The sequence below is a fragment of the Gemmata obscuriglobus genome (assembly GCF_008065095.1).
In the GTDB taxonomy this organism is placed as follows: Bacteria; Planctomycetota; Planctomycetia; order Gemmatales; family Gemmataceae; genus Gemmata; species Gemmata obscuriglobus.
On record NZ_CP042911.1, the window covers coordinates 1148112 to 1160626 of the forward strand.

At 70.7% G+C, this 12515-nt stretch carries 10 protein-coding genes; 7 read left to right on the forward strand and 3 right to left on the reverse strand.

The features are described from left to right. Positions 1-29: 29 nt before the first annotated feature. The 5 genes from GobsT_RS38610 to GobsT_RS39340 all read left to right on the forward strand — a co-directional run bounded on the left by GobsT_RS38610 (position 30) and on the right by GobsT_RS39340 (position 3024). Complete coding sequence (locus tag GobsT_RS38610; RefSeq protein ID WP_010050573.1) at positions 30-656, forward strand: hypothetical protein; 627 nt, start codon at positions 30-32, stop codon at positions 654-656. A gap of 104 nt (positions 657-760) precedes the next feature. Continuing rightward, entirely contained in the window at positions 761-1186 is a 426-nt protein-coding gene (locus GobsT_RS04645) for a hypothetical protein (RefSeq protein ID WP_010050575.1), read from the forward strand. A 51-nt stretch (positions 1187-1237) separates the two neighbouring features. Further along, positions 1238-1858, forward strand: coding sequence for a hypothetical protein (locus GobsT_RS39335; protein WP_010050577.1), 621 nt, complete (start codon positions 1238-1240; stop codon positions 1856-1858). Between the two features lie 34 nt (positions 1859-1892). Next, positions 1893-2276, forward strand: a complete 384-nt coding sequence (locus tag GobsT_RS04655; RefSeq protein WP_010050579.1) for a hypothetical protein — start codon at positions 1893-1895, stop codon at positions 2274-2276. Between the two features lie 118 nt (positions 2277-2394). Continuing rightward, the gene (locus GobsT_RS39340; protein ID WP_232068332.1) at positions 2395-3024 is read left to right on the forward strand and encodes a hypothetical protein; all 630 of its coding nucleotides are present in this window, start codon (positions 2395-2397) and stop codon (positions 3022-3024) included. A 405-nt stretch (positions 3025-3429) separates the two neighbouring features. Here GobsT_RS39340 and GobsT_RS38615 read toward each other — a convergent pair whose 3' ends face one another. Further along, entirely contained in the window at positions 3430-5556 is a 2127-nt protein-coding gene (locus tag GobsT_RS38615; protein WP_010052487.1) for a hypothetical protein, read from the reverse strand. A gap of 176 nt (positions 5557-5732) precedes the next feature. On the opposite strand from GobsT_RS38615, the gene GobsT_RS04670 reads away from it, so the two are divergent. After that, positions 5733-7379, forward strand: coding sequence for a methyltransferase regulatory domain-containing protein (locus tag GobsT_RS04670; protein ID WP_010051094.1), 1647 nt, complete (start codon positions 5733-5735; stop codon positions 7377-7379). A gap of 355 nt (positions 7380-7734) precedes the next feature. On the opposite strand, the gene flgG is transcribed toward GobsT_RS04670, so the two are convergent. After that, on the reverse strand, positions 7735-8520 hold the full coding sequence (gene flgG / locus GobsT_RS04675) for a flagellar basal-body rod protein FlgG (RefSeq protein WP_010051090.1): 786 nt from the start codon (positions 8518-8520) through the stop codon (positions 7735-7737). Positions 8521-9004: 484 nt separating this feature from the next. On the opposite strand from flgG, the gene GobsT_RS04680 reads away from it, so the two are divergent. After that, positions 9005-10645 (forward strand): serine/threonine-protein kinase, encoded by a 1641-nt coding sequence (locus GobsT_RS04680; RefSeq protein WP_109571276.1) that lies wholly within the window; start codon positions 9005-9007, stop codon positions 10643-10645. Positions 10646-10829: 184 nt separating this feature from the next. On the opposite strand, the gene GobsT_RS04685 is transcribed toward GobsT_RS04680, so the two are convergent. Next, entirely contained in the window at positions 10830-12356 is a 1527-nt protein-coding gene (locus GobsT_RS04685; protein WP_010053146.1) for a DUF1549 and DUF1553 domain-containing protein, read from the reverse strand. Between the last annotated feature and the right edge of the window lie 159 nt (positions 12357-12515).

Genomic DNA, 12515 nt, shown 5'->3' on the forward strand with positions numbered 1-12515 from the left:
ATCGGTCATGCTAACGGCGGAGGTGCCCGATGACGGAAGCGGAATGGCTGGCGTGTGACAACCCGGAGGCGATGCTTCAAGTGCTGGGCACGCCGAGCCCGCGCCGGATGCGACTGTTCGCCTGCGCCTGCTGCTGGCGGATCGCGTCACAACTGACCGAGGCGGGACGGCGGGCGATCGAGGCCGCCGAGCGCTTCGCGGACGCCGGTGCGGCTCAAGACGAGCTACGTCCCGTTCTGGTATCGTTCCGGTCGATGGAACTGCGGAACCAAGGCGCGAACCTCGACACGCATCTCGCTGTGAGTGATGCGCTGGACGTGCGGGACGGCAATCGCACTGCGATATGGGCGAGCCGTTGGGCCGCGTCGGGCGCCGCCGATACCCCAGCAGAATGGAAGGCGCAGGCCGCGTTGGTGCGCTGCATCTTCCGCCGCGCGCCCCCCTCCCCGCTCGACGCGGCGTACCGCACCGACACTGTCCTGGCGCTGGCCGCGCAGATGTACGAGTCCCGCGACTTCAGCGCCATGCCGATCCTCGCGGATGCGCTCCAGGATGCCGGGTGCGACAACGCCGACGTGCTCGACCACTGCCGCGACCCCGAGGGCGCCCACGCCCGTGGCTGCTGGGTGGTAGACCTCGTACTCGGTAAAGAGTGACGGCCGCTTGTGGAGGTGATGACTGGCGGATACCTTTTGCATGAACATTCATCATCACGCCAATCGTGAATCGATCACGAAGGCGATTTTCCAGGAGTAAGCGTATGTCGTTCGATTCGGATGAGGAGCCGCCCGTCCGGCGGCGCTCGCGGCTGTGGTCCGTCGCCGTCGTGTTCCTGCTCGTCGCCGCCGGTGTGGCGCTGTGGGTGTGGCTCCGGGCGGACCCGTACTTCATCAACCGGCCCGACATGAAGGCGTCGAAGGCGCTGCTGGACACGGCCCGGAACCGGCCCCTCACCGACGAGGAGTTCGAGCAAGCGCTCGCCCTGCTGACCACCCCGACCAAGGCCGCCCAACTGGCCGCGATCGCGACCGTCCAGGCCGACGTGGCCCGCGTGCCCGCCCGGCGCGAGCGGGCGATCGCGGCCCTGGAGCGGTGCCAGGAAGGCGCCCCGCCGGAGATCGCCCGGGCCGCGGCGCAAGCGGTCGCCCGGCTGAAGGAGCCGCCGCCACCCGCCCCGGCCCCTTGACCCGCGCGCCCCGCACCCCGCACCGACGAGCTAACCACGAGGACTCACGGCATGACGGAAGCGGAGTGGCTGGCGTGCGCGGACCCGAACCTGTTCTTGCTCGCTTTGCAGGGCAAGGCAAGCGACCGAAAGATGCGGTTGTGTGCGTGTGCCATTGTCCGTTGGGAGCCCGGGTACACCTCGGATGAACTCCGGCAGCGCGGGGTGAAACTCGCGGAACGGGTCGCCGACGGGTTAGCGACCGAAGAGGAGTGGGAGGACATGCGTGAGGAACTCCAGGTGCGTAAAGAGCATGAGGTAGCGCAAGGGGAGTTCGACCGGGCGATCGCCACGCGCAACGCTCAATACTGTCTGGACCGTAACCGGAGATACTTCTCTTGGTTCGATCCGGGGCATCGGGTGCTGCCGCCGGAAAGCACGCTCGTGATCCGCTGCATCTTCGGGAACCCGTTCCGCCCGGTCGCTTTCGCTCCGGAGTGGCGCACCAGCACCGCCGTGGCGCTGGCACAAGGCATGTACGAGTCCCGCGACTTCAGCGCCATGCCGATCCTCGCCGACGCGCTCCAAGATGCGGGCTGCGATAACGACGCCATGCTCGACCACTGCCGCGACCCCGAGGGCGTTCACGCCCGCGGGTGCTGGGTGGTCGATTTGGTGCTGGGGAAGGAGTGAGGGTGTTTGTTCAGAAGGACGAGGTGGGTGCGAGATGGCGCGTGACCTGGGAGTGTATCGGTTCGAAGACATCGTTGAGGGACCAACCGGCTCCTGGCACGTCCGCGACGGAGCCGAGGATTTGTTCGATCGTCCGCTCGGCAGCGAGTCGGCGGTCCGCGTGTTCTGGTCCGAACCGGCAACGGCACTCGGGCTGCCGTTGATCGCGTCCGTGTACGAATACGGATTCTACCACGGGGTTCGGTGGTCCGGGGACCAGTTCCGGGCGGTGGCCGCGGAGGTGGACCGGTTAGAAGCGTACTGGATTGCGGCCGGTTTACCGCCGGACACGCTGGCCGACCTGCGCGCGCGAGCCGCACTCGTAAGACAGGCCGTGTCCGCGGCCGAGGCGTGCGGCGGTTGGGTCGTCATCACATGATACGCAGGAGCCGGCGCCGCACCGGACCCGGCCACCCCGTCACGCTGACCGCCCACCACCTCCGCGGTCGTGGTGTCCCGGGTCGCGGTCACTGTTCACATGGCGGGGGGCGGTTGCGATGACGGAAGCGGAATGGCTCGGGCAACCCGACCTTGTCAGTCTTGAGAAGTTCATTCTCCAAGGCGGCGGGGAAAAACGCCGATTGCGGCTTCTCGCGTGCGCGTGTGTTCGCGCCGACTGGGAGATTGCGTCCGAAGGAGCCCGTGAGGCGATTCAGGCGGCTGAAGCTTACGCCGATGGCTCACTCCCAAAGGGTGCATTGAACCTCGCGGGGGACGCGGCCAGACGGGATTACATGGGTTTTAATCGAGGTACGAAAAGACAAATAGTTGCCATGCGAGCGGCCACTGTGACCAACCCCAATGTTCAGGGCGCGCTGCGCGGGGTGCTCTGCGTGGGAATTTACCGCGAACCGGCTCTGCAGCGACGGCGAGCCAAGTTGGTCCTTGACGTTTACGGTAACCCGTTCCGCCCCGTTACTTTCGCTCCGGAGTGGCGCACCAGCACCGCAGTTGCAATCGCACGTCAGATGTACAAAACACACGACTTCAGCGCGATGCCGATCCTCGCCGACGCGCTTCAGGATGCGGGCTGCGACAGCGCCGACGTGCTCGACCACTGCCGCGACCCGAAGGGCGTTCACGTCCGCGGCTGCTGGGTGGTCGATTCGGTGCTCGGCAAGGGGTGACCAGCAACGTGTGCAGAAAGGTCTGGCCTTGAGTGTGGTCCGCTCGCTCCGCGAGCGGTCGCGTTACTGCGGGTGACGGTATGAGAAGCTCACCGAGGCGCGAAGCACCGCTCGCGGAGCGAGCGGGCCACACTCAAATCTGTAGCCGGCCTCTGTGAGGCCGGTACACGGGTGGGGTCGCACCGGCCTCACAGAGGCCGGTTACAGAATACCGCCACCGTCCAACCGAATCCGGTATGACCGGCGACGGTTGCCGAGGTGTCTGGGTCTTGAGGGTGGTCCGCTCGCTCCGCGAGCGGTCGCGTGGTCGTGAGTGACGGTATGAGAAGCTCACCGAGGCGCGAAGCACCGCTCGCGGAGCGAGCGGGCCACACGGGAGGTCGGAACCGGCCCACACCGTTCGCATCACTTCTTATCTTTCTTGGGCTCTTCCTTCTTGGGTTCCGTCTTCTTGGGTTCGGGCTTCTTCGCCTCTTCCTTCTTGGGCTCGGGCTTCTTGGGCTCCTCCTTCTTGGGCTCGGTCACGTCCAGCGTGACCAGCAGCGTGACCGCGAAGTCCTTTCCGCCCACCTTGGTCGTCGCGCGGAACACCAGCGGCGTCGGCCCCGCGGCGGCGCCGGGCTGCACGGTCAAACCGATCTCGCCCTTGGCCTGCCCCTTCGCGACCGGCTTCACGGCGGGCACCACCGTCGGCGGGACGAGCAGCGGCGCGAGCGCGATGTCGCCGTCGGCGCCGGCCCCGCGGGTCACGTCCAGAACGATCTTGCCGGCCTTGCCCTTCTCCACCGCGGCCGGGTCGAACGTCGCCTTGAGCGCGAACGGCGGCGCGTCGGTCACCCCGACGGCGCACCGGTCGAGCAGCTCGGCCGGCGGGTTCGGGATGCCGCCCAGGTTCGCCTTCACCGCGTCGGTCAGCGTGCCGTAGCGCGTCACGGTCGCGCCGTCGGCGGCGATCGTGCCCTTCACCCGGAACGGGTACGCGCCGGGCTTGGTCCCCGCCTTCACTTCGAGCGGCACGAACGCGACCGTCTGCCCCGCGGGGAGCGTCGCCTTACCGCCCGCAACCGCGCCGCCGTCGATGCTCAGGTCCACCGGACCGGCGTACCCGTTGAGGCGGGTCACGGTGGCCATCACCGCGGTGGCGCCCCCGGCGGGCGCTTCGGCGCGGTCGAGCGCGAGCGCGACGGCGAAGTCCGGGCCGGCGGGGGCGACCGTGAGCAGGTAGACCTCGTTCGGGCCGTGGAGGAAGTTCTGGTGCTCGCAGGCGAGCACGTACTCGCCGTCGGCGGCGGGCGTGAACTCGAACCGGTTGACCGGCGCCGCCGGGTTGCTCCGGGCCACCTCGGCGCCCTTGGCGTCGAGCACCCGCACCAGCACCTCGGCCGGCGAGTTCACCTCGAACGTGGACACCGACACCGCGAGCTTCTGCCCCTTCTTCCCGGTCACGGCGAAGTGGTCCACGTCGTTCGGCTTGTCGAACCGCCCGGACGCGCCGCCGGGCACCGGGAGCTTGTTCGCTTTCGCGCGGTCGTCGTTCGGCTCCTGCTCGGTGATCTGCGGGTGGTCGGTGACCAGCACCGGGACCGGCCAGCCCGCGTCCTTGCCGGCAGACGGCACCGCGTAGACCGCGCCGCCCGCGTCCTTCGGCACCGCGAGGGCCGTCGCGGGGACCGTTTCGGGGCCGGCGAACCCGACCTTCGCTTCCTTGCCCCGCTCGGCCGCAAGGGGGAACGCGGTGGTGGCGCCGGGGAAGTCGCCGATCCGGAGCCGGTAGAAGTAGTCGCCCCCGCCGCGGTGCGTGGTGTCGCGCACCTCCACGAGCACCTCCCCCGCCTCCTTGAACGTGTGCGCGAGCCGGCAGTCGCCCTGGAGCCCGGGCGTGTCGTCAGCGTACAGGTCGATCAGCTCGCGCCGCGTCTTGGCGTCGTGGAGCACGACGATCGGGTCGAGCGGCGACCCGATGCGCCGGGCCAGCACCTCGAACGCGAGCTTCTGCCCCGCGGCCACCTTCACCTTGTAGAAGTCCGACGTTTCGGCCGCGACGGAGCCGCTCGCCACGCACGGCACCGGCACCGCCTGCGCGGCGTCCTTCGAGCGGCCCGCGCCGGTCGCGGCGACCGGCGGGAGCGGGTCCACCACGAACGGGCGGGCGTTCGAGGCGCCGTGCTTGGTCGCCGCCCGCACCGTGTACAGCCCGGGCGGGCACTGCGGGTCCACCTTCACCTTCACGCGCAGCTTCGCGGGGTCGGTGCCGTTCTTGTTGTCGGTCGGGACGCTCACCCGGCCCGGGCAGCTCAGGAGCACGCCCGCGGGGTCGGCGAGGTTGGTGCCGGTGAGGACGAGTTCCACCTCGTCGCCGGGCCGCGCGCCCAGGTTCGCGGGCGTCGTGAGCGTGGGGGCTTGCGGCGCGGGGGTGACGACGGGCGCTTTCGGCTGCGCCCGCGCGACGCGGCCGTCGGTCGAGAGCATCGCGGCCGCGCCGGCCGCGAACCCGGCGAGCGCGAGCGTCCAGGTGAGACGTCGAGATTGCATACGAAGGGCCTCGGGAGGGATCTCGTGCCCGGTCCGCTGTGCCCGCTTCTTGTGGCACAGACATTCCTGTCTGTGCGGTTCTGGTGCGCCGCACAGACAGGAATGTCTGTGCCACAAGAAACAGAAACCAGGAACAGGCACCGGCAACCGGATCGTGAATCAGGCGGGATGCCGCGATGATACCGGTTCCGGCGCCGCGTGGCGAGTGGGAAGCCGCCGCGGGGCGCGCGACCCGCTACAGTAACGGCACCATGAGCGACACCCCCGGCAACAGCTACGACGACGTCCCCTACGACAGCTTCGCGTACCCGCACACGCACCCGGCGCGGCTCGCGACCGTCGCCACCCTCTTCGGGCTCGCACCGCCGGACGTGGCCCGGTGCCGCGTGCTCGAACTCGGCTGCGCCGCGGGCGGCAACATCATCCCGATGGCGGAAGCGTTCCCCCACAGCGCCTTCGTGGGGATCGACCTTTCCGGCCGGCAGATCGCGGACGGCACCGCCGTGGTGCGGGAGTGCGGGCTCACGAACGTGCGCCTCGAACACGCCAGCATCACGGACCTGGACGGCTCCTACGGCGAGTTCGATTACGTCCTGTGCCACGGGGTGTTCTCGTGGGTGCCGCCGGCGGTGCAGGAGGCGATTTTCGCGGCGTGCGCGCGGCACCTGGCGCCGAACGGGGTCGCGTTCGTGTCGTACAACACGTACCCCGGCTGGCACATGCGCGGGATGATCCGCGACATGATGCGGTACCACGCGCTCCAGTTCGACCGGCCCGACGAGCGCGTCGGCCAGGCCCGCGCGCTGCTCGACTTCCTCGCCCAGACGACGCAGAAGGAGGCCGGCGCCTACGGGGTGCTGCTGCGGTCCGAACTCGACCTCCTGAAGCACCAGTCCGACCACTACCTCTACCACGAGCAGCTCGAAGAGCACAACCAGCCGCTGTACTTCCACCAGTTCGTCGCCCGGGCCGAGCCGCACGGGCTGCGGTACCTCGGCGAGGCCCTCGTCAACACGATGCTGCCGGGCAACTTCGGCCCCGACGTGCAGAAGACGCTGGCCCAGCTCGCGCCAGGGCAGATCCAGACCGAACAGTACCTGGACTTCGTCCGCAACCGCACGTTCCGCGAGACGCTGCTCGTGCGCGCCGACAACGTGCCCAACTGGGAGATGGTCCCGGAGCGCGTGTTCAACCTGCACGTGTCGTGCGGGGCGAAGGCGGTCGGGAGGGCGACGGACCCGGGCACGAAGGCGCCGATGCAGTTCCGCGGCCCCAGCGGGATGGTGCTGTCCGCGAGCAACCCGGTCTTCAAGGCCGCCATGATGGAACTCATCGGGGCGTGGCCCGGGACCGTACACTTCCCCGAGTTGCTCGACCGGAGCGCGGCGCGGCTGGGGCGGCCGGCGTCGGAGGAGGACCGGCAGGCGCTCGCGGCTGGGGTGCTGAACGCGCACGTGTCGTCGGACCTGGTCGAGCTGTCGGCCGCCCCGGTGCGGTTCGCGCGGGTGCCGCCCGAGCGGCCGGTCGCGCTGGTTCACGCCCGGGCGGCGGCGAAGGGCGGGCGCACGTCGGTGTCGAACCGGCGGCACGAAACGGTGAGGCTGGACGACCTGAGTTCGCGGCTGCTGCCGCTGCTCGACGGCACCCGCGACCGCGCCGCGCTGGTCGAGGCGCTGGCCGCGCTGGCGAGGGCCGGCGAGCTGACGGTGCAGCGCGGCGGGCAGGCGCTCGCGGACGCCGACGCGATCCGCGCGAGCGTCGCGGGCGCGCTGGAGGACGCGCTCGGCGAACTGGCCCGCGACGCGCTGCTCGCGGAGGTGTGACGCCGAATCCGGTCGGCCAACGGCGCTCGTTTTGGCTGCTTTCTTTGTGGCACAGACAGAAATGCCTGTGCCACAAGAAACAAAACCAAAGCCGACACCGGTAACGGAATCGTGTATCAGAGGCCGGCGACAGAAGGCAGTTATTCTTCAACTGGATTCGGTATCACACCAACGTGACGGAGACCCAAGAAGAGTTTGACAGGATCGACAGGATAAACAGGATTTCAAACTGATCTGTCTTCATCCGGTGAATCCTGTTCATCCTGTCAAAAGCGGCCTCCGCAACAACATGAGACGAGTCCCGACGCCCGCTCGGCTCGGAAGCGCCTGCGCAACCGGGCTCGTCACCCGGCGGCTACCGGATCAGGTCCGTGGTCACCTGGAGCACTTGGCTCTCGAGCTGAAGGGCCTGCGTGTTGAACCGGAACGCCTGCTGGGCGACGATCAGGTTGACCAGCTCGTTCGCCAGCTCGACGTTCGACTGCTCCAGCCGGCCGCTCTCCACGCTGCCGATCCCGTTCGTGTTCGGCGCCCCGTTGATGGCGTCGCCCGCGGCCGGGGTCGCGGTGTACACGTTGTCGCCGGACCGCGACAGCCCGCCCGGGTTCACGAACCGCGTCAGCGTGACCTGCCCGATCACCTGCGCGGTGCCGTTGTCGAGCGCCGCGGTGACCGTCCCGTCCGGCGCGACCGTGATCGACGAGGTGTTCGCCGGGACGATCAGGTCGCTCACCAGCCGGTAGCCCTGCGGGGTCACCAGTTGCCCGGTGTTGTCGGTCACGAAGTTGCCGGCCCGCGTGTACCCGGTGCTCCCGTCCGGCAGGATCACCTGGAAGAACCCTTCGCCCTGGATCGCCAGGTCGAACCGCCCGGTCGATTCCAGCGCGGCCCCTTGGGTGAACTTCCCGGTGATGGCGTCCACCACCACCCCGGAGCCGATCTGCGTGCCGCTGGGCGGGGTCACGCCGGTCGTGGGCGCGCCGACCGGGTCGGCGGCGCGGTACAACTGGTCCTGGAACGTGATCTGGCCCGTCTTGTAACCCGGGGTGTCCGAGTTCGCAATGTTGTTGCTCGTCACGTCGAGGTACGTCGACGCCGCCCGGATGCCGCTGGCGCTGGAGGTGATGGCACTGGCTAGCATAGTTGATGCGCCGGTTGGGGTGTAATACGATCGTGCCTGTTCAGTCTCGGTCCGCCCGGGCCGCGAACCAAACCCGGGCCGCGAAGTTCGTCGCGCCGCCCGCCGGCCCCGGGCCGACGAACCGCACGACCGCTACGAACCCGCCGCCGGGCCGCGCTGCATCTTACCTCCCCGTTCGGGCCGCCGCCACGAGCACGCGCCGCACGGCCCGCAAAACTTCGGCCCCCGGGGCTTCCGCGCTAACATTCGCGAACGGTAAGCGCGCAAGAGCCGCCCCGCCCGACCGCCCGCGCTGTGTTGACCGCCCCGGCCGGTCGCGTCACAATGACACCGCCCCGCTGTTCCGCACCCGTGATACCGAAGCCGGTCGTTCCAGGTTCCACGTTCCACGTGCGGCTCAAGGCACACGAATGGCCCGGGCTTTAGCCGAGCCGGTTACCGGAACCTGGAACGACTGGCTTCGCTACGATTAGGGGCCACGACCGTGGACGAAACGCAACAGAGCGTCGGCGGTTACGCGATCGTCCGGAAGCTGGGCGAGGGCGGGATGGGGGTGGTGTACCTCGCCACCGACCCGCGGCTGGGGCGCCCGGTGGCCCTCAAGACGCTCCGCCGCGACCTGCCCGCCAGCGCCGCCGACCGCGAGCGGTTCCTGCGCGAGGCCCGGGCCGCGGCGGCCGTCGAGCACGACAACATCGTGCCCGTCTACGCGATCGGGGAGGCGGCCGACGGCACCTCGTTCATCGCGATGCCGTACCTCCGCGGCGAGTCGCTGGACGCGCGGCTCCGGCGCGCCCCGGCCGTGCCGCTCGACCTCGTTCTCAAGGTGGCCGACCACGTCGCGAGCGGGCTCGCGGCGGCGCACGAGAAGGGGCTCGTCCACCGCGACATCAAGCCGGCCAACATCTGGCTCGAAGGCGACCCGGGGGCGGCGGAGCCGGCCGAGCAGGCGCGGCGGTGCAAGATCCTCGACTTCGGGCTGGCCCGGCTCGCCGACGCCACGGACGCGCAGATCACCGGCAGCGGGGTGGTCCTCGGCACGCCCGCGTACATGGCGCCCGAGCAGGCCCGCGGCGAGCGGGTCGATCCCCGCGCGGACCTGTTCAGCCTGGGCGTCGTGCTGTACCGAATGGCGACCGGCCGGCCCCCGTTCCACGGCGACACCCCGCTGTCGCTCCTGGTGGCGCTGGCGGCCGACACCCCGGCCCCGGCGCGGGCCGTCAACCCGGACCTGCCGCCGGACCTCGCGGCCCTGATCGACCGGCTGCTGAGCAAGGACCCGGACGCGCGCCCGCGGTCGGCCGACGAGGTGGCCCGGGCCGCGCGCGACATCCGCGCCCGCCTGTCGCCCGGGGCGGCGAGCACCTCGCTCCCGCAATTGCTGCCGCCCGCGGCCGAGCCGAGCGACTCGGCCACCGTCCCCGTCGCCCCGGCGCGGCCGCCGGCGCGCGGGACGCGGCGGGCCGTCGGCGCCGCCGCGTGCCTGCTCGCGCTGGCCCCGCTGGTGGCGTGGCGCGCGGGCGCGTTCGACGGCCCGCCGCGTCCCGCGGGCACGGTCGCGCAGAACGACGAGCCCAGAGCCGACGAGCAGCCGAAAGCGCCGGCCGCGCCGAAGGCCGCCCCCGAGAGCCCGGCCCCGCCCGGGAAGACGGCCGACGCGTCCGCGGACCCGGACCGCGCCGCCGCGCTGTGGGTGCTGTCCGCGGGCGGGAGCGTTCACGTGAACGGGGACGGGCAGGAGGTCCGGACGGCGGGCGCGCTGCCGCGGGGGCCGTTCGAGCTGACCGACGTGCTGCTAACGGCCCCGGTGAAGGACGCGGACCTGGCGGCGCTCGCCGGGTGCCGACACCTCACCGGCGCGTACCTCGTCGGGACCGGCATCACGACCGAGGGGCTGGCGCACCTCAAGGGCTGCACGGAGCTGACGCTGCTGAACCTGTCGGGCACGGCGGTGTGCGATAAGGCGGTGCCGATCATCCGGGGGTTCAAGCGGCTCGCGGACCTGTCGGTGATTCAGAGCGCGGTCACGGAGGCGGGCGTCAAGGAGTTGGCGAAGGCGCTCCCGGGGTGCCGCATCCAGCACAACGGCGGCACCACCGGCCCGGCCGGAAAAGATCGGCCTTGATGGCAAGCAGCGGCGGACATGGGCTCGGGGTGAGCGCGCGTCGCGGGGTGTGATCCGCGCGGTGCATCGGGCTGTGCTGCCCGATCTTGGCTTTGTGGCACAGACATTCCTGTCTGTGCGGCCTTCACGCGCCGCACAGACAGGAATGTCTGTGCCACAAAAAACAGGCACTCGCCCCTCGGCGTCAGTGGTTGGTGTTGAACTCGGTGCTGTTCACGAGCGCCCAGAACACGTCCCCCAGCGCGCGGTCGCGGTCGGCCTCGAACGCGCCCTCGATGTGGTCGGTCATGGTCCGCAGCTCCTTCGCCGTCGGCTCGCGCCCCAGGGCCGCGAGGAACAGCGTTTCCACCTTGCCCTTCGTGTCCAGGAACGGCGCGCCCACCACCCCGCCGAGCGTCGGGTTCTTCGCGGGGTCGGCGAGGTCGCTGGTGAGCCGCCCGTTCATCATCGCCAGCGCCTGCGTGACCGACCGCTCGGCGGTCACCGGCCGCTCGACGTGGAACCGCGCCGCGAACCGCTTGCGGGCCTCCAAACCCAGCCCGCGGTCGGTGTCGGCGCGCTCGGTGGGCAGCCCGGCGGCGGTGCGCAGGCTGTCGTACAGTTGTTCGCCGGTGAGCCCGCGGACCGGCATCCGGGCGAACAGCCGCGGGTCGGAGGGTTGGTCCTCGGCGACCACCGCGGACAACTGGTACGCCTTCGTGAGCACCAGCGCGCGGGTCAGGTACTTCAGGTCGAACCCGCCGTCCGCGAACGCGGTCGCGAGTTCCTTCAACAGGTCGGCGTGGTAGCCGGTGTTCCCCCCGTCGCCCGAGAGGTCGTCGAGCGGCTCCACCAGCGCGGTCCCGTACAGGTGCGCCCACAGCCGGTTCACCGCGTTCCGCGCGAAGTACGGGTTGTCCTTCGCGGTGAGCCAGCCCGCGAGCAGCGCGCGGCCCGTGTCGGGGGCGGGCGCGTCCGGCCACGTCACGGCGGTGCCGTCGAGCAGTTCGGGGCTCAGCGCGCGCTTCGTGTTCGGGATGGTGAGTTCGGGCGGCGCGGGCTTCCCGGCCTTATCCTGCATCGGCGGGGCGAAGAACGCCGCCGTCTGCCAGAACTGGTCGCGGGTCCAGCGGGCGAACGGGTGGTCGTGGCACTGCGCGCAGTCCAAGTTCACCCCCAGAAACGCGCGGGTGGCGCTGGCGGCCAGGTTCTCGGGCTTGCTCTCGCTGGCGGCGAAGAACCCGACCGGACTCACCGGGCCGCGGGCGGTGCGGGCGGCGGGCAGGGTCAGCAGCTCGCGCACCACGCGGTCGTAGGGCGCGCCCTCTTGCAGCCGGGCGCCGACCCACGCCTCGAAGTCGTCCGCGAGGCGGGCGAACTCGGGGGTGTCGGCCTGCGGCACCCAGGTGCGGCGCCAGAACGTCGCCATGTGCCGGGTGTGCCCGCCCGCGGCGGTCAGCCGCGCGACCAGCTTCGCCCGCTTGTCCGGCGCGGCGTCGGCGAGGAATTCGCGCACCTCCGCGGCGGCGGGGACGCGCCCCAGGAGGTCCAGCGAGGCGCGGCGCAGGAAGGTCGCGTCGTCGACCGCCGGCGCGGGCGCGACCCCGGCCTTCTTCCACTCGGCCGCGAGCCGGGCGTCGATGACGGCGGCGAGCGCCGCGGGGTCGCGGGGGGCGGCGGTCAGCGCGGCCGGCACGGCGACGAGGGCGAGCAAACAGCAGGAGTAGCGCATGGGTTCCGTGTGCTCGGGTGGGTGAATATCGGCCCCGTGGGGTGCTGCACCCGCCTGCTCACGCAGGCGGTTCGACAAGCCACGGACCGCTCGCTACGCGCCACCCGCCTGCTCACGCAGGCGGTTCGACAAGCCACCGTCGAACCGCCTGCGTGAGCA